The organism is Rhodococcus sp. JCM 9793 (assembly GCF_055380405.1).
In genome coordinates, this window is record NZ_AP043718.1 from 124,564 (window position 1) to 144,753 (window position 20,190).

The window sequence follows — 20,190 nt, forward strand, 5'->3', positions numbered from 1 at the left end:
AGCGTTCGGAGAGCGGGGAGATCGGGATACGCGGGTTGCGGCAGCGAGGAGATCGCGGGTGAGAGCGCCGAGGTCGGCTGGCTGCGCCTGGTCGATGGTGTTCCGGCGTGTCGGCGCCATCATGCGCGCACCGTTCCGGCAGCGACCGCTGTTTCCGTGAGGCCGGCGGTCTTGGGAACGGATACGGCCGTGGTCACGGCGAACCCGGCGATGTACTCGGGAATGGGCCGGTAGTACTCGGAGGTCACCGCGTACTGGCCGGCGGCCGCTTTCAGGGCGTTGTGGGCCGCGACCCAGGTGCGCACTTCGTGGGCGGAGTTGCCTGCCGTGGCGGCCATCTCCTTGGCGGTCCACGCATCGAGCTGTTCCAGCTCCCCGGAGGCCAGGATGTCAAGAAGTTGCCGGTCCCACTCCGGAGCGAGGTCCATGATGCCGGCCTCACCCCTGGTGAAGGCCTTGGCGGTGTCGATAACCCGCTGCTGGCGGACCGATCGCGCCGCGGCGGTGGGGTGGTTGCAACCCAGCAACATCGTCCTTTGTTCCCCGGTCGCTGCCTCGAGCCGCGGTACCGGCGGGTCGTGGGACAGACCACCGGACCCGAGGAGCAGAACGTTCCCGTCGAAATTCTTCAGGAATGTGCCCACGGCCTCGCCGAGCAGACGGATTCGCTTCATGGGCGCGAACGGTGCCGCCACGGAATTGACGAAGATCGGGATCACCGGCTTCGTCGCGATGCCCCCGAGCAGGATTTCCAGGGGCTGGACCGCACCGTGGTCGACTTCCATCGCGAGGGAGACCGCAATGTCCACGCCCTGGTCCAGCACCGACTGCGCCATCTGCTCCGCAAGCGCCGAGGGCACGTCGAGCGGGCCGGCGGAGCTGCCGAAGTCCCCCACGCCCGAGGCCTCGAGGCCGATGCAAAACGACGGCATGAGCTTGTAGAAGAACCCGTTGTAGTGATCGGGGGCGAAGGAAACGACGAGGTCGGGGTCGTAGTCTTCGATGAACTGCCGGGCCTGCGCGAAGGCCCTGTCCACCTCTGTGCGCACCTCGGGCGGGGGGTCGTTGAACTCCAGCAGCGGACTGTGTGACGTGCAGACCAGCGCGAGCGTCATTATCGGTTCCCTTCGGTGAACAATATGGTCTTCGCCTCAGCGGACGGGCCAGCACTCAGTCGGCGAGGGTGAGCGGGCCGGTCGGTTCCAGGCAGAAGCCGGACCAGGCGTCGGAGTACTCGGTGTCGTGCGCTGCGCGCAGTAGGTGTCGGTAGCCGCCGGAGTAGAAAACGAGTGGATCGCCCGGGGTGTCGTCCAAATGGTGGACCTTCCCGATGAAGAGGGTGTGGTCCCCGGCGCGGTGGGCGTCGACCACCTCGACACTGATGCGAGCCAGGGCGCCCCGTACCAGGGGGGCACCGGCGATCTCGTCGAAGCTGAAATCTGGAAGGAGGTCGGGGCGCCCGCTGAAGTGCCGGCTAACGGTTTCCTGGTCGGCACCGAGAAAGCTCACGCCGTAGCGGCCACTGGCGAGCAGCCTCTCGTGCATCTTCGCCTTGGTGGCAATGGACACCATCGCCAGAGCCGGGTCCAAAGACACCGACATGAATCCGTTGGCGGTCATGGCGTGGATGCCATCGGCGTGTTTGGTACCGATGATCGTCACTCCGGTGGTAAAGCGCCCCATGACATTACGGAAACGCCGGGGGTCCACAGGGGGCGCCGCGTCCGGGCCGGTCGTCGTCGACGTCGATGTGCTCATTACTCCGCCTCTCGTACTGAGATCTTAGTATGTCAGCTTAGGTGTGTGTGCTCGACCTGACAAGCCTCTCCGCCAAAGGCGACCGGAAGCCGTTCCAGTCCACCGGCGATCCATGTCGTCGTCGACCGCCGGTAAGGCAAGCCCCACGGTCGGCCGCATTCACCTAGCCCAGAGGGCGTTTGATGGATCCCTCTGGGCACCATCTGTTCCGTCGCCGCGTTCGGTTGGACCGCATCATCGAGCGCCTCGAGTAAGATCGTGTGAGCCGTATCCTCGAGCGAGATATGGTATTGAAATACTAGAATCTGACAGGGCCAACACTCACCGGCTTGGTCCCGCGCAGTGATCGTCGAGAGGCTGGATGACCATGACCATGACCGCGTCGGGGAGCAAGACGGACCAGATCTACGACGCCCTCCGCACCCGGCTCATGCAAGGGCATTACCAGTTCGGGGAGGTCCTGAGCACCTACGAACTCGCTCAGGAGTTCGGCGTGAGCCGCCGGCCGGTCATGGACGCTGCGATGCGGCTGGCGTCCGAGGGATTCATTTCCATCATCCCCCAGGTGGGGTGCCGGGTGATCATCCCCGACGAAGACAGGGTCCGTGAGCATTTCGCCCTGGCCGGAATCCTCGAAGGTGCGGGCGCCAAGCTGGCAGCCCTCAACGCCACCGAGGTGCAACTGGCCGACATCGATGCTGCACTTGGCCGCTGCGCCGGCCCAGCTGAGGCGGACGATGCGGCGGCTTTCGCGGCAGCGAACCGCGACTTCCACTCCGCCGTGCTGGCAGCCAGCGGCAACCAGCGACTGACCGAGCTCGCCAAACACGCCTGGGATCTGAGCGATTTTTACATCCAGAAGAACCGAGTCCGCACGGACCTGCGCAGATCTCAGAGTGAACACTCCGACATTGCAGGGGCGATCTCGCGCCGGGAGCCAGGGCTTGCGCGAGAGCTCATGGAAGGGCATCTCTCGCGATTCTGGATGGGCGTTCACATCTAGCCACTCGCCGGTCACGTCCGGCAGGCGACGGCAGCGGGTCACCCTCGACAGGGTGCAAGCCCGCGGCCCAGCCGTAGCCGGGCGCGAAGCGCCATCAGGCTGCGGAGTGCCCGAGAAGGACCGACCCGAGCAGCGTCCCCGCCCCTGAGTTGAATCCGGCCGAATGGCGCGTGCCCGTCAGGGCGAACACTGGGAGGTCGACGGCGATGATCTCCGAGGCGACCGCCGAGATCGTTCCGAGAGCAGAACACGAGTAGCGCGCACACTGCCCCGTGCGCCGCATCCGCCCGCGGACACCGAGCCCGGCAGGGCACGGAGCCGCTCCGCTCTCTGCATCAGCATGCATGGGGCATCGCTGTGTCGGTCACCGCATCCGCCCGGCGGCCGCACGCGACACTCCGGCGAAAAAACAGCATCTTGTCATTGAGATCTTAGTATGCCAGCATGTTACGTGTGATCGCAGTCACTGGTCGGAGATCAGTCAGGTACCTGGGATAGGCATCCGGCCTGCGAAATGTATCGGGCGGCATGAATGCCACGGCCGAACCAGCCGGGCCTGGCTGCAACAGGAAGGATTGCCGTGGAAGAGCATGTGAGCATCTGGGGAGACCTCGCGGGTGTCGCCCTGGTTCAACGAATGGTCGATGTCAATGGAGTCGCCACGCGGGTCGTGGAGGCCGGGAGCGGACCGAGCCTGATCCTGGTGCACGGGACGGGCGGGCACCTGGAGGCGTACGCGCGCAACGTGCGGGATCTGGCCAAGGATTTCCATCTGGTCCTGTACGACATGCCCGGGCACGGTTACTCGGACAAGCCCGACCGGCCCTACACCATCGACTATCTCAGCGATCATCTCGTCGCGTTGATGGACGCGCTCGACATTGGCCGAGCACACCTCTCGGGCGAGTCCCTCGGCGGCTGGGTCGCGGCGTGGACTGCCGCGCACCACCCCACGCGCGTCAACGGGATGGTCCTCAACACACCCGGGAACATCACCAACAAGCCCGAGGTGATGGCCGGCCTGAAGCAATCGAGTATGAAGGCGGTTCGTGAGGCCAACCCGGAGACCGTGCGAACCAGGGTCGAGTGGCTCTTCCACGACAAGTCCCTGGTCACCGACGAACTCGTGGGCCTGCGGCTGCGGATCTATTCCCAGCCCGGCTTCGAGACGGCGATGGCCAACATCCTTGCGGTGCAGGACTGGGAGTACCGGCGCCCCTTCGTGTGGTCGCAGGAATGGTGTGACCGCATCCTCGCGCCGACCTTGCTGCTGTGGACCGACCACGACCCGACCGCCGCCGTCGAAGAAGCTTCGCTGCTCGAAACACTCATCTCGGGAAGCCGCCTGGAAGTCATCGAAGGGGCCGGGCACTGGCCGCAGTGGGAGAAACCGGATGAGTTCAACGAGACGCACATTCGATTCTTGAAAGGAAAGTCATTATGACCGCACGAAACGGCGCAGCGTACCTCGAGAGGTTGCGCGCACACAGTCCCGAGTTGTGGGTGGGATCGGAGAAGATCGTCGATGTCGTCGGGCACCCGGCCACCTCGGGTGCCGCCGCCGAGATCGCCCGACTGTACGACCTCCAGTGCGAGGACGGCAACGAGGACATGCTCTTCGAACCCACCGACGGCGACGGCCCGGTCGGAGTGCAGTTCCTCGAGCCGCGCTCCCGCGAGGACCTGGAGCAACGACACGCCATGCACAAGAAGTGGGCGGATTCCACCCTGGGCATGATGGGCCGCACCACGGATTTCGTGAGCGCCATGCTGGTCGCCTGGAACGCCAATGCCGACTTCTTCGGCGACAACGCCGACAAGGTACGCGACTACTTCCGGCACGTGCGGGACAACGACCTGTTCCTGTCCCACGCGATCGCGGACCCGCCCGTGGACCGGTCCAAGCCCGCGTCACAGCAGCCCGACCCCTACACCTACCTCGGGGTCAAGGAGCAGACCGCGGAGGGCCTGATCGTCAGCGGCGCGAAGATGCTGGCGACGGCCGCACCCTACTCCGATGAGATCCTCGTCTGGCCGTTCTCGCTGCGCAAGTTCGCCCCGGAGGAGAAGCCCTACGCCATCGCCTTCGCCATCCCGACCGACGCACCCGGCGTGCGGCTGATCTGCCGGGAGCCGTTCGGCGGCGGGAACGCGTTCGACCAGCCGCTGTCGAGCCGGTTCGACGAGATGGACGCGGTGGTCGTCTTCGACGACGTGCTCGTGCCCTGGGACCGGGTCTTCATCAACCAGGACTACGAGCGGGTCAACCGGATCTGGGAGATCAACTCCAACGCTTTCACCGGAGCCCAGACCTCGGTCCGCCTGATGGCGAAGCTGCAGTTCGTCGCCGGGCTGGCGAAGCGGGCCACCGAGGTGGTCAAGACAGATCAGTTCCCGCAGGTCCGGGACGCCCTCGGGGAGATCAGCACCTACATCGAACTGACAAGGGCCGCGATCCTCGCATCCGAGGCCGGCGCCACGCCCAACCAGGACGGTGTCCTCTTCCCCGACCTCCGGCCGCTGTACGCGATCCGCAACTCCGGAAACCGCTGGTATCCACGGGTGCGCGAGATCCTCCAGCAGATCCTCGCCGGCGGACTGCTCTACCAGCCGGCCGACGTCAGTGCGTTCGACTCCCCCATCGCGTCGGACCTGGCCAAGTTCTACCGCGGCCCCGACAACAGCAGCGTCGACCGCATTTCCGTCTTCAAGGTGGCAGCGGATCTGGCGGTCTCCGCCTTCGGCGGACGCCATGAACTCTACGAACGCTTCTACGCCGGCGATCCGATGTTCCTGCGCATCAACACCCAGTTCAACCAGTACGACTGGACGGAACCGCTGGGACTGATCGACGGGTTGCTGGCCACCTCGGCCGAGCACGCACGGACCGCCGGCGCCGCAGAGCCGGACCGCACCGAGGGCGGCGCCGCGGCATGACCGTCACGGGCAAGCGGGCGCTGGTGACCGCCGGGTCGAGCGGGATCGGTGCCGCCGTCGCGGCATCGCTGCGGGCGGGCGGCGCGGAAGTCTTCATCACCGGAACCCGACCGCACACGGCCGACGTCGCCCGGGACCTCGGGGCGGCGGGCTGGGCGATCGCGGACTTCACCAAACCCGGCGCCGCCACCGGCGCGGTCCGGTCTGCCCTCGACACTCTCGGCGGTGTGGACATCCTCGTCTCCAACACCGGCGGCTCGCGGGCCGCTCCGGCCACCGAACTCGCACAAGCGGACTGGGAGTCGGCCTACCGGTTGATCCTCGACAGTGCCATCTCGCTGACCAACGCGGTCCTGCCGGGCATGTTGGCCTCGGAGTGGGGTCGGCTGATCTACCTCACCTCGGTCGGTGTGGTGCGGCCACTGCCCCGCCTGCACACGTCCAACGTGATGCGTGCCGGCGTGGCGGCGCTGGCTCGGTCCCTCGCGGGTGAGGTTGCGCCGAACGGGATCACTACCCACGTCATCGCCCCGGCGCACGTCGATACCGCGCGGCGGAGGGCGTTGGTGGCGGCGGCCGCCACGTCGGCGGGTACCTCCGTGGAGGAAACGGAGCGGCGGCAGCTCGCCGCCGAGCTCCCCGTCGGCCGCTGGGGGCGTCCGGAGGAGGTCGGTGAGCTCGTGGCCTATCTCTGCTCGGAGCGCGCCAGCTTCCAGACCGGGTCGACGCACGTCGTCGATGGCGGAATGACCTCGATCTAAGGCGGACAGAATGACGAATTTCGACGTGTGGATGGAAAAGCTGCACGACATGAAGGATTTCGACCCGGAGCGTTCGCTGCCGGACGGCCTGGTCACCGGCCCGGACAGCGCGCGATGGCTCGAGGAGGAGATCACCGGCAACCCCTGCCGGGTCGGGGTACTCGCGGACGTGCCGGCGAAGTCCATGGAGTTCTACCTCCAGGAGATTCCGGCCGGAACCGCGACCGACCTTCAGCGGCACTTGCACGAATCCGTGCACTGCGTCGTTGACGGCAGCGGCTACTCCGAGATCGGCGGGAAGACCCTGCGCTGGACGGCAGGGGACTTCGTCTACACCCCGCCCTGGGTCTGGCACCGGCACTACAACGACGGCACGACGAACGTCCGAATGATCCTCGTAGAGAACTCGCGGATGCTCGACAGCCTCGGCATCAACCGGCGGGAGAGCGCCGGAAACATCCCCTACCACGACAACATCGACAGGAGTTGATCCAATCATGGGAATCTCACAGGTGTCCCACGCCGAACTCGCCGTAGGCGACCTCGAAGCAGCTGTCGGCCTTCACGTCGACGTGCTCGGCATGAAGGAACTCGGCCGGTCCGACGGTTCCGTCCGCCTCACCGCGGGCGTCGACGACAGGTGCGACCTGGTACTGACCTCGGGTGGCACCGGCGTTCGCCGGTTCGCGCTGAGGGTGGACTCGCGCGACGATCTCGAGTACTACGGCAAACGCCTCGCCAACGCCGGCGTCGAACACAGCACCCGCAGCGACGAGGATCCCGGCGTGAGCCAGTCCTTGCAGTTCCGGACGCCGACCGGCCACGTGATGGAGCTGTCACTGCTCACCGACGCCGAGGGGCCGCAGTACATTCATCCGGCGCGAGCCGCCCATCGCGGCGGGATCCGGGCACTGGACTTCGACCACATCACGCTCCAGGCGCAGGACCCGAAACCGTTGGTCGAGTTCATGGTCGACATCCTGGACTTCCAGATCTCCGACATCTTCGCTCCCGCACCCGGCGTGATGGGTGCTGCCTGGCTCCGTGCCAGCGACCTGCACCACGACGTGGCGATCATCTCCACACCCGAGCCCGGAAAGTCGCTGCACCACTACGCCCTGGGAATGGAGTCCTTCGACCACCTCAAGGTGGCCGCTGACGAACTCGCACGGCACGGTGTGCCGATCGAGACCGGACCCGGCCGTCACGGCGTGGGCGCCAACCTCTACACATATTTCTGGGTCGCGGGTAACCGTTACGAACTGTCCGCCGAAATGCCCCGGGTGCGCCCCGGTGCACCCGGAATGTGGGACAACTTCCCGAAGGCGTTCAGCCCCTGGGGCCTGACCCCACCCGAATCGTTCGGACACGCCTCCTAGGGAACCGGTGCCGCCATTGACCTTCCCCGTCAGCGGCGGCACCGGCACCAATGCCTTATACAGGTCGATCAATGCATCAAGGGGCGGATCCCGATCCGCCCATTCCACGGTGAGGAGGCCTGCGAGCTGGCGGACTTCTCGATCCAAGGATTATTTACCGCGGTAGACCACTACTAACGATATCCGACCGACGTGCTGGATCGCGTCAAACAACTATTCACGGTGCACGCGTCCGGCCATGATGGCCCGTCAATCTCCAGCCGGTCGACCATCTGAGCCCACTGATCGGGGCGACGATGCCACCGTCAGGCTGCAATAGATTTCCCTACTCATGTGGTGGTGCCAGCGCACAAAGCGCTGCCGCCTGTAGGTCACCGACCACGGAGCGAATCAGTTCTGCGATCTCGAACGAAGTACGGTCCACCTCTCAACAGTGAACGCACCTGACCCCGGCCTGGACCTGGCGATGCTCCGCGGCCTGCGGGCACCGTCGGCGAAGGCCGGCCCGGGCGCCGTCGCAGACATCCTGACCCGGATCGAGGCGCACCTCGCACGGCACGACGGCTACGTCGCGTTCTCCGGTGGCAAGGACTCCCTGATCGTCCTCGCCCTCGCCCGCCGCGTCGAACCGGATGTGCCGGTGGTGTTCTTCGACTCCGGCCTCGACTACCCCGAAACCTACGACTACCTCACCGAACTCGCCCGCACCAGGAAGCGCGTCTGAATAGTTGGTTCGGTGAGGTCGAGGGACTGCAGACCAGTCTCAACGCCGCGGCCGCGCAGCTCACGGCGGTTGACCGATCCGCCTTCCCAACGGCTGAACTGGGCATTCCAATCCTCGGCGGAAAGGAGTGAAGAGTCCGGCGGGACTGTAAGAACAACGGTGTAACTCTGAAAGGAGATGCACCACCATGACCGATGTGATTGATCGTGAGGACGAATCGAACTCGGCACCTGTGGGTGTCAGCGATGCCCGGCTGCAGGAACTGGTGGATCAGGCGCGGGCCGAAGGCCTCCAGCTCACCGGCGAGGGCGGGTTGCTGGCGAAGTTGACCAAGCTGGTGGTGGAGTCCGCCCTCGAGGGCGAGATGGACGACCACCTCGGCTACGGCAAGAATGACCCGGCCGGCAGGGGCAGCGGCAACTCCCGCAACGGCAGACGCGCCAAGACCGTGCTGACCGAGGCCGGCCCGGTCGAGCTCGACGTACCCCGGGACCGGGAGTCCTCGTTCGAGCCGAAGATCGTGGCCAAGCGGCAGCGGCGGCTGACCGGGGTGCAGGACATGGTGATCTCGCTGTCGGCCAAGGGACTGACCACCGGTGAGATCTCTGCGCACCTGGCCGAGGTCTACGGCGCCGAGGTGTCCAAGCAGACGATCTCGACGATCACCGAACGGGTGATGGACGGCATGGCCGAGTGGCAGAACCGGCCGCTGGACCCGGTGTATCCGGTGCTGTTCATCGACTGCATCCACGTCAAGATCCGCGACGGCAACGTGGCCAACCGGCCGATCTACGTCGTGATGGGGGTGACTGTGGACGGCACCCGCGACATCCTCGGATTATGGGCCGGCGAGCACGGCGACGGGGAGGGGGCGAAGTATTGGCTTCGGGTGTTGTCGGAGCTGAAGAATCGTGGTGTGCAGGATGTGCTGATCGTCGTGTGCGACGGTCTGAAGCATCTGCCCGACTCGATCGGGCAGGTGTGGCCGCAAACCATCGTGCAAACCTGCGTGGTCCACCTCCTCCGCAATACCTACGCCTACGCCTCCCACAAGGACTGGGCCGAGATCGCCAAGGACCTCAAACCGGTGTACACCGCGCCGTCGGAGCAGGCCGCGCTGGACCGGTTCGCCGAGTTCAGCGACAAATGGGAGAAACGCTATCCCGCGATCATCCGGCTCTGGACCAACACCTGGGCCGAGTTCGTGCCGTTCCTGCAGTTCGACAACGCCATCAGACAGGTCATCTACACGACCAACGCCATCGAGAGTGTCAACGCCCGAATCCGCAGGGCCGTCAAGGCCCGCGGTCATTTCCCGACCGAGGCCGCGGCCCTGAAATGCGTGTACCTGGCCATCATGAGCCTCGATCCCAAAGGCACCGCCCGCCAACGCTGGTCCAACCGCTGGAAGGCAGCACTGAACGCCTTCGAGATCACCTTCGACGGACGCCTGTCCGCTGGACGAAAGTAGCTACAGTTCAACCAGTTACACCGTTAACTTGACGGACCCAGTCCGGCCGCGAGGAAATGATGGGGTCCACGCCGATCATGTGGGTGACCGCCATGCGGAGGATGTCCCGAAGTCCGTGGAACTTCGGCAGTGGCCCCTGTGAGAATCAGGCGACGCTCACCCGATCAGTGTGCACGACCATCGCCTCCCGGTCGAGCGCGGCACGCAGCGCCGGCAGGTGTAGGTGCCCGTTGACACGTCGGAACTTCTTCCCGGCCTCGGCCATTCCGGCTGCACACCAGCGCAACGCCATCTGAGAGTCTCGCCACCGCTTGACGTTGCGGGAGTGATCCCGGCACACCGAGATCATCGATTCGATTGCATTCGTCGACCGCAGAGTCCGCGCCAGCGTTGGTGGCACACCCAGACGCAGCACCGTCAGCGTCTCGGACAGGCCCTCGCGCAGACTGGCCGCGGCCCCAGGATGAGTGCGTTCGAGCTCGGACGCCAGATTTTCGAGCATCGCTTCGGCCTCGAGCACCGAGTCCGAGTGGTAGGCCTGCGTCATCTTGCTTCCCACGGTGGTTCGAAGTTTCTGCGGCAGGCGGTCTTTCACGTTGCGAATCTTGTGCAGCTGACACCGCTGGACGATCGGGTGGTCGAACACCTCGGCCACCGCCTTGCGCAGTGCGCTCGATCCGTCGATCCCCACGAGCACCGGACGGGTGACGTCCAGGCCGCGTTCGCGCAACCCGACGAGCAGGGCGGTGACCGTGGTGGTGTTCTCCGTGCCGCCGTCGACCACGGCCAACGGGTACTTGGTGCCGTCGGAGTCGATGCCCAAGGCCACGACGCAGCAGGTGTCGGCGAAGTGCACTCCGTCGATCATGATCGCCACCAGGTCCAGACCGGACAGGTCCGCGGAGAGCAGCTCGTCCAGTGCAGTTTCGGTCATCGCCACGAACTTGCGTGACACGGCAGATTTGCTTGTTGCAGAGGATGTTTCGTCTACCTCGTGCCCTACTGGTTCGAGGCCGATCGGGTATCGGCAGGTCGACAGGCCGGCGAGCATCTTCTCCATCGCCATCTTGCCGAGGATCTCCGTCGAGGTGAACAGTTCGTACGACGGGACCGGCAGCTCGCCGGAGCCGTCGGTGGGGCACTGTCACGTTAACTGAAATCGTGTACGGTTCAGTCGGCTTGAGGCTCAAGTTAGTGTAATGTGCTGGTCTGCTTCGTTGTTCAGACGGTCATTATTGCGGTCACCTCGCTCCAAACCCGGAATCGGTCGGCCATCTCTTCGCGCCATTGGGTCGCCGATAACAGGTGTCGGCGAGGCCGGAAATGCGGTGAGATTCCGCTGAACGCAGCCAGGAATCGCTGCGCGTGCCGGACCGATGTGAAGCGTTTCATCGCACGCTCGCGTTGCCGGGTCGGTTGATGCGAGTTCTCGGCGCGGTTGTTCAGGTATTTCGATCGACGGTGCTCGACCGACGGCATCGTCTCGCGGTGCGCCACCTGGTAGCTGGTCAGCTTGTCGGTCACGATCACCCGCGGTACGTACCGCAGGCCCTTGAGTAGCTTGCGGAAGAACCGTGTGGCCGCCTTCGCGTTCCGGCGGGACTGGACCAGTATGTCGAGGACGTTGCCGTCTTGATCGACCGCCCGCCACAGATAGTGCTGCGTGCCGTTGATGCGGATGAACACTTCATCGAGATACCATTTGTCGCCGGGCCGAGGCCGGCGGCGCAGTAACTCGTTCGCGTAGGCCTGCCCGAATTTGTGACACCAGCGACGGATCGTCTCGTAGGACACCACGACACCGCGTTGGAGCATCAGCTCCTCGACCTCCCGGAAGCTCAATCGGAACCGGAAGTACAACCACACACACTCGTCGATGATCTCCACCGGATAGCGGTGTCGCTTGAACGACGGCATTGCGCTGGTCATCCCACAGATTCTGCCAGCGAATGCATCCTCGTTAACGTGACAGTGCCCTCGGCAGGGGTCTTGTAACCCAGTGCCGAATGAGGAGGCTTCTCTGGGGGTCCGGGCCTGAAGTGACTACAGATGTCGCGTGTTCCCGCTGGTCCTGTGGCTGATCGTTGAAGGATATGGTGCGCAACAGGTGTAGTGCAAGCGTTTCCACTGGGCGTATCAGTCGGTGTGCGGTGAGGCGTTCAGTCGCGTCATCAGTTCGCGATTGGCGGCGCGGGCGGCGGTGAGGTCTTCGTCGCGTTCGTCGAGTTGCAGGCGGAGGTCGACGACCTGTTGTTCGAGCATCATAATGCGTTGCTGAAGGTGGTCGATATCGACGGGTGCACCGAGTCCGGTTGCGTGCCAAGTTTGTTCACCGAGAAGCCCGGACAGACGTGTCTCGAGTTGCCGGGTATGCGCGGCCATCCGGGTGCAGCGTTGCTGGGCGGCGAGCAGGTCGGCGTGCAGGGAGGCACGGGTCACCGCCGGCCCGATTCCGGGTTGGTCGGGTGGCTGGGTTTCGGCGGTGTGGATGCGTTCGAGCAGGTCACGGTGGCGGTAGAGGAATGTGCGGTCGACGCCGGCGCGACGGGCGATGCCGGTGACGCTGAGTTCCGCGCCTTCTGCGATGGCCCTGTCGAGCGCGGTGAGGACGCGTTGGCGGCGGCGGGTGGAGTCGGCCCGGCGTCCGTCGATCATGGCGCTGGACGTGATGTCGGTGCTCATGTGGTTCGCTCCGGTCGTAGGTCGGGCATGGCTGGGCGCAGGCGTGGCATACCGAGCAGGGTGGAGCGGTGGCGATGCACGACGGTGACGGCGTGGTCGATCTGCTCTCGCTGTTCGTCGGTGAGGTCGTCGAGGTCGGCGCTGATGCGTGTGATCAAGCGCCGGATGCGGCTGATCTCCTCATCCGAGGGCATCGCTTCGGCGCGTGCCCACTGGTCGAGATCAGTGGCGGCGAGCAGTCGCTCGCGGGTGCGAAGCAGGTCATCGAGGTAGGCGTGCAGGTCGGGCAGGTAGGACACGTCGGTGCGGAAATGGTCGCACCCGGCGCAGCGGAACCGGAACGGGCAGGCGCCGCCGCCGGCTTGGACATTGGACGGTTCTGTGCAGACCCGAACGGGACGGCGACCTCACCCACGGCGCGGCGGGCGTGCTCGGAGTCCAACAGTGCCTGAGCATTTCGCCAGATTCGGTTGCCGTGCCGGTCGAACTGCATCGCTGTGACGCGGTCGACGGCTTCGCGACGGCGGGTCTGGCCGACGCGGTAGTAGCCGCTGGTGGTGTCGAGTTTGCGGTGCGACATCAGCTCGCGCAGCACCTCGACGGGAACACCGGCATCGGCGTGGCGTTGGGCGTAGCTGTGCCGATAGGCATAGAGCACGATCTTGCTCTTGTCGTATTCGACGCCGTCGGCGGTGCGCAGCACCGGCATCCGGTCGACCCAGGTGCGGTGTGCGAATGCGAGAGAGAACGCGGTGATGGCGCGGCGGCCGCCGGGATTGCGCCGGTCGGTGGGCAACAGTGTCAGCTCACCGACCGGGGTGTGCGGGAAGTGTGCCCGCACTCGCTGTTGCGCGGCGACGATGACCGCGGCGGTCTGCTCGGCGATCGGCAGTCGGCGGGCGAGTCGGTTGGCTTTGTGATTGTCGTAGATCAGCACGGGCAGCCCGTCATCGTCGCGGGTCAGACAGTCGAAATCGAGCGCACAGACTTCTTCGGGACGTCGCCCGGTGTCGATGGCCAGTTCGACGGCGGCACGCATCTGCGGCGAGGTCAACTCATCCAGACGAGCGCAGAGCTGGGACATGATCTCCGGCGGCAGATCCCGGTTCGGTTCGCCGGGTTCGGGTTCCGCCGGGATGTCACCGACGGTGACGACGAAGTCCTCGCCCAGGCCCGCAGCGAGCCCGCCGGGACGGGTCAGCCCCATGGACCGGATGCGGGTGAGGACCGCACGAACCTCACGGCACGCCCGGATCCGGGCATCGCCGCTGATCTGCCCGACCGATTCGAGATAAGCAAGCCGGTGCAGGAACGACTCCATGTCGGTGCGGCCCAACGCAACCGGATGCTCACCGCGGTCCTCACGCATCCGCAGCGACTGCGACAACCGTTCCAGACAACCGATGTGGTGGCGCACCGAAAGGCCGCCGCTGGTGCGTCGTCCCGGCCGGACACGTCGGCGCGGCAGGTCGTCGGCGGCCCACCGTTTCGCGGACTCGCGCAGCCAGCTCTGACTGATGCCGACGAACGACACGGTGCCGCGATGTCCGAACACCGTGAGATCCCAGTCATCTTTGGCAACTTCGGTTTCCGGTGTCAATAAAGCGCGGCGAGCATGGTCGATCAGGCAGTGGGCCAGCCCGGTGAATTCCAGGTCGCGGTCCTCGCCCGGACCGTAGTCGCGCAACGAGCCCACCTGCCGACGACGGATGTCGTTGCAGACCGCCCGCAGCACGGCCTCACCGGTCTTGACGGCGTTGATCCGGCAGCGTTGCTGCAGGCCCACCAGCACTTCGGCGACGACCAGCGGCGGCAGGCCCCGCAGGCTGACCTCGCCGCCGCGCCCGATCGCGGACTCGACCGCCCGCCATCGCATCTCGTCCAGATGCGCATCGTATGTCCGGGCGGTGCGCAGCCGCTGCTGGTGCGCGTCGCAGTAGAGTCCGTCGGGATGTCGCCGCTGGCGTGTGCATGCGCCGACCGCGCAGAACCCCAGCGGTGGCAGCGGTTTCACGTGTGGATCAGTGAGGAACTGCTCGACGCCGACGCCCGGCAACCCGCGTCGTTGTTCCTCGTGAGCCGAGCACAGCCCCGAACGCGCCGACATCCATTCCCGCCCGCAGCCGCCGATGACGCACAGCTCCGGTCCGCGGCCGGACCGGTGGCGACTACGCGCCGGCAGCACCGAGATCTCGTGCTCGCCGAGCCCGTGTTCGTCCAGCCGGCGGCGGCACGTGGCGCAGATCCTCGACGCTGCCGGCGCAGTCGTCGAACAGTCCGCTGCCCGGCAGACGGGCCGGCCCAGCAGCGGATGCTCCGGCGGAAACGACAGCACTCGCCGCGCTGCGTCCCATCCGACCTCCGCCACAAACGCAGGGTCGATCACCGCGGTGATCGCGGCGACGTGCCGGTCGATCCTCGCGCCGGCGAACACGTGCGCCCCACCAGCGGCGACCTCGGCGATCCCGGCCGCCTCCACGGCGCTCATCGGTCGACTCCGGACAGGTCACGGGGACCCCCGACCCGGTCGACCGCCTCGCGCAGTCTCGCCGGGTCCGGATGCAGATACACCTGCGACGAACTCACCGATGCGTGTCCCATCAAAATGGCAATCTCGTCCAGGCCGCTGCCCGCATCGGCCAGGTTGCTGCCGAAAGCGTGTCGCAGCCGGTGCGGGGTCACATGATCGATCCCGGCCCGCTTCGAGCATGCGGTGATCACCTCGTTGATCGCGTCCGGACGCATCGGCGCACCGATCGGTTCACGAAATAGGTTGACCAGCAAGAAATCCGACTCGGAAGTCCGCCGAACCGACAACCGCTCGAACGCGTAACCGTCGACCGCCCGCACCACCAGAAAATCCAGTGGCACCACCCGCTGACGGCGGGACTTGGCCCACGCCCCGTTCGGATTGTCCCGGCGCACGACATGCAGGTGCGCCCGCGGTATCTCGCAGCCCAGCACCCGTGAGTCGGTCAGCACATGGACATCCGAGCGCCGCAATCCGGTCAGCTCACCGCGCCGCAACCCAGCCCGCGCCAGCAGCAACACGATCAGCCGATCCCGCGCCGACCGGCACGCCCGAAACAGCGCCACGATCTCGGCATCGCCGGCCCGGTCCACCGTCGATTCAGGCTCATGCAGGCGGTGCCGGGCCCGCAGCCGCCAGGCCATCCGATTTTCCTCACCACGAGCGTGCGCCGGAAGGTCGCGTTCATCTGCCAACTCGTAGATCAACGGCATCAGCTCACCCGGTGCCTGCCCGGACGTGACCGCGTGCGCCACGAACCCCCTCACCGCAGTCAGCACGCCGTTGATCCGCCGGGCCCCGCGCACGGGCTCCACCCCGGGACCGGCCAGCACCCGCCCTCCGGTCCCGACCTCGGCGACGCCCGCGTGACGCAACCACGTGACGAACAATCCCAGCGCCGCCACACCGTCATGCCAGTGCCGGTCGGTGTGCGCGCACCAGCGCAGGAACAACGCGATGCCACCCGCATACGACCTGGTGGTCAACTCCGAGCCATCGCGGCCGAACCGGACATGCCGCAAGAACGAGTCAGCCTCGTCCACCACGGCCAGATTCTCGTCGAGCACCGTCCAGTACCGCATCCCGGACGGCAACCTCACCAGAAACGCCCGCATCCTGGTCTCCTCTCGCAGCAGGCACCTGTACACCTACCAGCCACGAGCACCACAACCCGGGAGATGTGTTGCACACTGTCCCGTGTCGCGAACCTATGCAACGTCACACAACGGTTGATCCAACCCCAGAGAACGGTGTCGGTGATTGTGGTCGTCCTTGAAGTCCTCGATCACCACGCGGGCCTCGAGCAGTGTGGGCCAGTAGTTGCGGTTCAGACATTCATCGCGCAGCCGGTTGTTGAACGACTCGATGAACCCGTTGTTCCACGGCGTGCCCGGCGGAATGTAGGACACCCCCACAGACCCAGCACAGAAGGCCCGCAGCGCCTCTGAGATGAACTCGGGCCCGTTGTCCATGCGCAACACCAGCGGTGGACCGCCCCACATCGCGAACGCCTTCTCCAAGCCCTCGATCAACCGGCCGGCGGTGATCGAGCGGTCCACGATGTTCAACAACGACATCCGGGTGTGTTCATCGACCATCGACGCGATCTTCACCGTCTTGCCGTCGACGGTCGAGTCGAACTGGAAGTCCAATGCCCACACAACATTCGGAGCATCCGCGTCGACGACTGGAACGGAGGACTGGCCGGCACGTTTGCGGCGTGGGGTACGCCGTACCTGCAGTCCTTCTTCCTTCCACAGGCGGTGAACCTTCTTCTTGTTCACCTCGATGCCCTGGTCGTAGCGCAGCCACGCCCACGCTCGACGGAACCCGTGCCGCGGATGCTGACGGGAATATCTGCGTAGCTCTGAACGCAGATCGGCATCCGGGTCGTCCGGCGTCTGCGCCAACGGCAGCCGCCGGTAAACTGATCGGGAGAGCCCAACAACCTTGCACGCGAACCGCTCCGACATCTGCATGGTGCCGGTGAGCATGGTGATCGCGGCGCGTTTGGCGGTCGGGCTCAGAATTTTCCCTTCGCGATCTCCCGCAACGCGTCCTTCTCCAACTCGGCATCGGCGAGCAGTCGCTTGAGCCGGCTGTTCTGCTCCCGCAGTTCCTTGAGTTCCTTCGCTGCATCGGCATCCATGCCGCCGTACTGGCGACGCCAGTTATACAGGGTCGCCGCCGACACCTCGAGTGCAGCGGCGATCTCCTCGCCGTTCTTACCTTCCGCGGCCAACTCGTCGGCCCGGCGCAGCTTGCGCACGATGTCTTCCGCCGAGTGACGTTTGCGTCCCGCCATGATCCTTATCGTCCCTTCTCCGCCCTCATCAGGGCAATCAGGACTCTAGATCAGGCCGGACCCACTCAATGGGAACATGCCACGTCGCCGCCGACTTCGGCCCGTTCTTCCTTGAGTTCTGCTCGTCCATTCCCCTGCAACGCCAAACTCTGTATCAACGGCCGCCACCGGGCCGAGCGTCAGGCCGCGAGGGCAGGGCTCGGGTTCACCGCACTGGCACTCGACAACGCGTTCGCCCGCGGTCGACGATCCGGTCGTGCTGCATGGCGATCTGCGACCGGCTCACCGGGGCACGGATCGATGTGCTGCTGCGGAAGTGGTTGGCGATGCTGCCGGATCCGTTCCCCGACGCCGATCGGGGCGGTGACTTCCGGAGGAGGGATTAGTGCACCGCCTCGACAAGCCCCAACAGATCACCAAGTACCGGTTCGATATCCGCAGTGACGACTGCGTCGGCGAGGCCGGACAGTTCGTCGAGCTGGGCGTCGGGGTCTACCACGACGATCTGCCCTGCTCCACTCACCGCACGGAGGGTCCCGGGGTCATGTCTCCCCAGGCCCAGATAGATCGAGGGGGCGATCGTGCGGGCGAGTGGCCCGATCTCGATCTGCCGCGGTGCGTCGCCCGCGGCCACCGCCGCTGGGGTGGCCGCCACCGCGCCGCCAGTCGCCTGAGCCAACTGCTCGGCCACCCGGCGCGTCGCCGCATCGAGCCCGGGGCCCAGGCCGATGACCACCCGCGCCGCTGTCAGATGGGGAGCGTCAGGATTCTCGACGCGCCGCTCGATCGGCGTGCACCGGTCGTCGGCGACCTGGGCCGCCGGCCCGAGGACGTCGACCTGCGGATCGCCCTCGTCTCGGACGGCGGCGACCGGAAAGGACCCGGGGCGCAGTGTGCCCATCGAAGGGGTGGTGTGCGCGATGACAGGCGCGAGCACGTTCCCCGCGAGCGCCGGCTTGAGCCAGAGCAGGTCCGGGTCGTCGCCGTCCGCGCCGCGTACCTCGAGCGCGACGAAATCCCCGGTGAGCCCGAGGCCCAACCGGGCCGCGACGCGCGGCGCGTAGTCGCGGCCCCGGGCGCTGAACGGGGCGATCACCGCGAACGGCGAGCCGGCGGTGATCGCCGCACTGAGGGCGCTCGTGAACGGCTCCGTGGCGTACTCCTCGAGCCCGGCGTCACCGAGCACGATCACCCGGTCCGCCCCGTGCGCGTGCAGGACGCGCGGCGCGTCGCTGCCGTGCGCACCGGGGAGGACGGCAACGGTCGTGGAGTGCAGCTCGGCAGCGATCGAGCGGGCGCAGGCGAGGGCCTCGAGGCTGGTGGGGTGCAGCCCGCCACCCGGCAGCGGCTCGGCGACCGCCCAGATCTCCCGCGGCGGGGATGCCGGACCGGCAGCGTAGGTCGCGGGCCGGAGGTCCTCGCGGGCCGCCGCGAACGCGGCGGCCAGCATGCTGGCGGCGGCGGGGGCGTCGGCGCCGTGCTCCGTGGAGCGCATACTGCGGCCGGGACGGATCTCGACGACGAAGGTCGGCGAGCCGCGGGTCCCGAAGTCGCGGGGCCCTCCTCCGAGATCATCGGCGGTGACCGTCTCGATGGCCGCGGCGTCGGCGGCGTCGACGACCCAGGGCGGCTCGATTCCACGTCCGACCGACACCAACCCCGGCAGCTCGATGGCCCAGTCCTCGGTGCCGACGTCGGTTTCCACCTCGGCCCGGATGCGACCGTCGTCGCCGGTATGCAGGGCCACGACTTGCGTGAGTTGCGGCAGCCCGGCCAGTTCGGCGACCTGCGGACCGACCTGTGCGGTGGCGCCGTCAAGCGTCCAGCGGCCGGTGAGGACGAGGTCCGGCGCTTCACGTTCGACGACCCGGGTGATCGCGCGCGCCGTCGCCAGCGTGTCGGCGCCAGCGAAACGCCGGTCGAGAAGATGGACGGCGCGGTCGGCGCCTCGGCGTAGTGCGTCGACGAGGGTGGCCTGGGCGGCGGGCGGCCCCATGGTGACGACGACCACCTCCCAGCCGAGCGCGTCGCGAAGCGACAGCGCGTGCGCGAGAGCACACAGATCGGCGGGGTTGGTGATCGCGGCGTCGGAATCGCGGCGAATGCGCTTGGTGCGTTCGTCGAAGGCGACCGCCCCCGGGGCGGGTACCTGCTTGAGGCAGACGAGGACGCGGCCGCTGCCGGAAGCGTTCATCCCAGCTCTCCCGTCACGAGGTCTTCGCTCACGTCCTGGTATTCCTCGCCCGGCCTGAGCTTCCGGAATTCCTTCTTGCGCGCCCCGCAGACCGGACAGACCCAGTCGTCGGGGATGTCCTGGAAGGCAGTTCCCGGGGGGATGCCACCGTCCGGGTCACCCAGCTGGGGGTCGTACACGTCTTCACAGACCTCGCAGACCCACAGCTCGGTTGCCGGGTCCGCCTGTGTCTCTTCCGTCGCGATCAGAATCTTCATGAACCCTCCTCAGGTGTGTTTGATACTAGTATGCTAGCGCGCTATTGAACATAGTGGAAGGTGGTTTGCCACAGACCTCCCCGTCGGTGGACACGGCTGGTCCACGGATCAGGGTGGGACTCGGCAGGCATCGTGCGCCGGTGCCGGCGGCGCACGATGCCTGCGCGGACGTCGATCACCCGGGAGGCC

The 20,190-nt window shown here is 66.4% G+C and carries 19 protein-coding genes and 2 pseudogenes; 9 read left to right on the forward strand and 12 right to left on the reverse strand.

Features of this window, described 5'->3' with window-relative positions; all coding sequences use genetic code 11:
* Positions 1–119: 119 nt before the first annotated feature.
* Both ACZ46K_RS00670 and ACZ46K_RS00675 read right to left on the reverse strand, forming a co-directional pair.
* Positions 120–1,115, reverse strand: coding sequence for a 3-carboxyethylcatechol 2,3-dioxygenase (locus ACZ46K_RS00670; RefSeq protein WP_464743278.1), 996 nt, complete (start codon positions 1,113–1,115; stop codon positions 120–122).
* Between the two features lie 55 nt (positions 1,116–1,170).
* On the reverse strand, positions 1,171–1,683 hold the full coding sequence (locus ACZ46K_RS00675; protein ID WP_054810402.1) for a flavin reductase: 513 nt from the start codon (positions 1,681–1,683) through the stop codon (positions 1,171–1,173).
* A gap of 442 nt (positions 1,684–2,125) precedes the next feature.
* Here ACZ46K_RS00675 and ACZ46K_RS00680 point away from each other — a divergent pair, with 442 nt between their 5' ends.
* The gene (locus ACZ46K_RS00680; RefSeq protein ID WP_464743280.1) at positions 2,126–2,761 is read left to right on the forward strand and encodes a GntR family transcriptional regulator; all 636 of its coding nucleotides are present in this window, start codon (positions 2,126–2,128) and stop codon (positions 2,759–2,761) included.
* Positions 2,762–2,855: 94 nt separating this feature from the next.
* Here the strand turns inward: ACZ46K_RS00680 and ACZ46K_RS00685 are convergent, their stop codons facing one another.
* Complete coding sequence (locus ACZ46K_RS00685) at positions 2,856–3,107, reverse strand: hypothetical protein (protein WP_054716020.1); 252 nt, start codon at positions 3,105–3,107, stop codon at positions 2,856–2,858.
* 234 nt (positions 3,108–3,341) lie between these two features.
* Between ACZ46K_RS00685 and ACZ46K_RS00690 the strand changes: the two genes are divergently transcribed.
* From ACZ46K_RS00690 to ACZ46K_RS00720, 7 genes and pseudogenes are all read left to right on the forward strand, one after another.
* Positions 3,342–4,205, forward strand: a complete 864-nt coding sequence (locus ACZ46K_RS00690) for an alpha/beta fold hydrolase (RefSeq protein WP_026138026.1) — start codon at positions 3,342–3,344, stop codon at positions 4,203–4,205.
* Positions 4,202–5,698 (forward strand): 4-hydroxyphenylacetate 3-hydroxylase family protein, encoded by a 1,497-nt coding sequence (locus ACZ46K_RS00695; protein ID WP_464743282.1) that lies wholly within the window; start codon positions 4,202–4,204, stop codon positions 5,696–5,698. Before ACZ46K_RS00690 ends, ACZ46K_RS00695 begins: the two co-directional genes overlap by 4 nt.
* Positions 5,695–6,459, forward strand: a complete 765-nt coding sequence (locus ACZ46K_RS00700; RefSeq protein WP_464743284.1) for an SDR family oxidoreductase — start codon at positions 5,695–5,697, stop codon at positions 6,457–6,459. Before ACZ46K_RS00695 ends, ACZ46K_RS00700 begins: the two co-directional genes overlap by 4 nt.
* Positions 6,460–6,469: 10 nt before the next feature.
* Complete coding sequence (locus ACZ46K_RS00705) at positions 6,470–6,949, forward strand: cupin domain-containing protein (protein ID WP_007298144.1); 480 nt, start codon at positions 6,470–6,472, stop codon at positions 6,947–6,949.
* A gap of 7 nt (positions 6,950–6,956) precedes the next feature.
* Complete coding sequence (locus tag ACZ46K_RS00710) at positions 6,957–7,838, forward strand: VOC family protein (RefSeq protein ID WP_054810778.1); 882 nt, start codon at positions 6,957–6,959, stop codon at positions 7,836–7,838.
* A gap of 466 nt (positions 7,839–8,304) precedes the next feature.
* Positions 8,305–8,547 (forward strand): annotated as a pseudogene (locus ACZ46K_RS00715) (phosphoadenosine phosphosulfate reductase domain-containing protein); the annotation flags it as partial.
* A 202-nt stretch (positions 8,548–8,749) separates the two neighbouring features.
* Positions 8,750–10,033 carry an IS256 family transposase gene (locus ACZ46K_RS00720; RefSeq protein ID WP_054807625.1) on the forward strand — a complete coding sequence of 428 codons (1,284 nt, stop codon included), beginning with the start codon at positions 8,750–8,752 and terminating at the stop codon, positions 10,031–10,033.
* 145 nt (positions 10,034–10,178) lie between these two features.
* On the opposite strand, the pseudogene ACZ46K_RS00725 reads toward ACZ46K_RS00720, so the two are convergent.
* The 7 genes and pseudogenes from ACZ46K_RS00725 to ACZ46K_RS00755 all read right to left on the reverse strand — a co-directional run.
* Positions 10,179–11,165, reverse strand: a pseudogene (locus ACZ46K_RS00725) (IS256 family transposase); the annotation flags it as partial.
* Positions 11,166–11,254: 89 nt separating this feature from the next.
* Positions 11,255–11,962, reverse strand: coding sequence for an IS6 family transposase (locus ACZ46K_RS00730; protein ID WP_464743246.1), 708 nt, complete (start codon positions 11,960–11,962; stop codon positions 11,255–11,257).
* 207 nt (positions 11,963–12,169) lie between these two features.
* Positions 12,170–12,715, reverse strand: a complete 546-nt coding sequence (locus ACZ46K_RS00735; RefSeq protein WP_464743286.1) for a DUF6262 family protein — start codon at positions 12,713–12,715, stop codon at positions 12,170–12,172.
* On the reverse strand, positions 12,712–12,873 hold the full coding sequence (locus tag ACZ46K_RS00740) for a hypothetical protein (protein WP_464743288.1): 162 nt from the start codon (positions 12,871–12,873) through the stop codon (positions 12,712–12,714). Before ACZ46K_RS00740 ends, ACZ46K_RS00735 begins: the two co-directional genes overlap by 4 nt.
* Positions 12,870–15,203: a tyrosine-type recombinase/integrase gene (locus ACZ46K_RS00745; RefSeq protein WP_464743290.1), complete on the reverse strand. Its 2,334-nt coding sequence runs from the start codon at positions 15,201–15,203 to the stop codon at positions 12,870–12,872. Before ACZ46K_RS00745 ends, ACZ46K_RS00740 begins: the two co-directional genes overlap by 4 nt.
* A complete protein-coding gene (locus tag ACZ46K_RS00750; protein ID WP_054807786.1) occupies positions 15,200–16,360 on the reverse strand; it encodes a tyrosine-type recombinase/integrase in 1,161 nt (386 codons plus the stop codon). The genes ACZ46K_RS00745 and ACZ46K_RS00750 overlap by 4 nt, the downstream gene beginning before the upstream one ends.
* A 93-nt stretch (positions 16,361–16,453) precedes the next feature.
* Positions 16,454–17,550 (reverse strand): IS3 family transposase gene (locus ACZ46K_RS00755; RefSeq protein WP_464743292.1). Its coding sequence is split into 2 segments (ribosomal slippage): positions 16,454–17,283 and positions 17,283–17,550, totalling 1,098 coding nucleotides; the frame shifts between segments, so codons are not numbered across the junction.
* Between the two features lie 263 nt (positions 17,551–17,813).
* On the opposite strand from ACZ46K_RS00755, the gene ACZ46K_RS00760 reads away from it, so the two are divergent.
* On the forward strand, positions 17,814–17,936 hold the full coding sequence (locus tag ACZ46K_RS00760; RefSeq protein ID WP_464743294.1) for a hypothetical protein: 123 nt from the start codon (positions 17,814–17,816) through the stop codon (positions 17,934–17,936).
* On the opposite strand, the gene ACZ46K_RS00765 is transcribed toward ACZ46K_RS00760, so the two are convergent.
* Complete coding sequence (locus tag ACZ46K_RS00765) at positions 17,933–19,744, reverse strand: FAD-binding protein (protein WP_464743296.1); 1,812 nt, start codon at positions 19,742–19,744, stop codon at positions 17,933–17,935. The two genes, ACZ46K_RS00760 and ACZ46K_RS00765, sit on opposite strands and share 4 nt — an antisense overlap.
* Positions 19,741–20,001, reverse strand: coding sequence for a rubredoxin (locus ACZ46K_RS00770; RefSeq protein WP_005253614.1), 261 nt, complete (start codon positions 19,999–20,001; stop codon positions 19,741–19,743). The genes ACZ46K_RS00765 and ACZ46K_RS00770 overlap by 4 nt, the downstream gene beginning before the upstream one ends.
* Positions 20,002–20,190 lie beyond the last annotated feature (189 nt).

Bases quoted from the DNA above. Each gene is read 5' to 3' on its own strand.
- ACZ46K_RS00670 (WP_464743278.1), bottom strand. From the start codon at position 1,115: ATGACGCTCGCGCTGGTCTGCACGTCACACAGTCCGCTGCTGGAGTTC.
- ACZ46K_RS00675 (WP_054810402.1), bottom strand. From the start codon at position 1,683: ATGGGGCGCTTTACCACCGGAGTGACGATCATCGGTACCAAACACGCC.
- ACZ46K_RS00680 (WP_464743280.1), top strand. From the start codon at position 2,126: ATGACCATGACCGCGTCGGGGAGCAAGACGGACCAGATCTACGACGCC.
- ACZ46K_RS00685 (WP_054716020.1), bottom strand. From the start codon at position 3,107: ATGCATGCTGATGCAGAGAGCGGAGCGGCTCCGTGCCCTGCCGGGCTC.
- ACZ46K_RS00695 (WP_464743282.1), top strand. From the start codon at position 4,202: ATGACCGCACGAAACGGCGCAGCGTACCTCGAGAGGTTGCGCGCACAC.
- ACZ46K_RS00700 (WP_464743284.1), top strand. From the start codon at position 5,695: ATGACCGTCACGGGCAAGCGGGCGCTGGTGACCGCCGGGTCGAGCGGG.
- ACZ46K_RS00705 (WP_007298144.1), top strand. From the start codon at position 6,470: ATGACGAATTTCGACGTGTGGATGGAAAAGCTGCACGACATGAAGGAT.
- ACZ46K_RS00710 (WP_054810778.1), top strand. From the start codon at position 6,957: ATGGGAATCTCACAGGTGTCCCACGCCGAACTCGCCGTAGGCGACCTC.
- ACZ46K_RS00720 (WP_054807625.1), top strand. From the start codon at position 8,750: ATGACCGATGTGATTGATCGTGAGGACGAATCGAACTCGGCACCTGTG.
- ACZ46K_RS00730 (WP_464743246.1), bottom strand. From the start codon at position 11,962: ATGACCAGCGCAATGCCGTCGTTCAAGCGACACCGCTATCCGGTGGAG.
- ACZ46K_RS00735 (WP_464743286.1), bottom strand. From the start codon at position 12,715: ATGAGCACCGACATCACGTCCAGCGCCATGATCGACGGACGCCGGGCC.
- ACZ46K_RS00745 (WP_464743290.1), bottom strand. From the start codon at position 15,203: ATGAGCGCCGTGGAGGCGGCCGGGATCGCCGAGGTCGCCGCTGGTGGG.
- ACZ46K_RS00750 (WP_054807786.1), bottom strand. From the start codon at position 16,360: ATGCGGGCGTTTCTGGTGAGGTTGCCGTCCGGGATGCGGTACTGGACG.
- ACZ46K_RS00760 (WP_464743294.1), top strand. From the start codon at position 17,814: ATGGCGATCTGCGACCGGCTCACCGGGGCACGGATCGATGTGCTGCTG.
- ACZ46K_RS00765 (WP_464743296.1), bottom strand. From the start codon at position 19,744: ATGAACGCTTCCGGCAGCGGCCGCGTCCTCGTCTGCCTCAAGCAGGTA.
- ACZ46K_RS00770 (WP_005253614.1), bottom strand. From the start codon at position 20,001: ATGAAGATTCTGATCGCGACGGAAGAGACACAGGCGGACCCGGCAACC.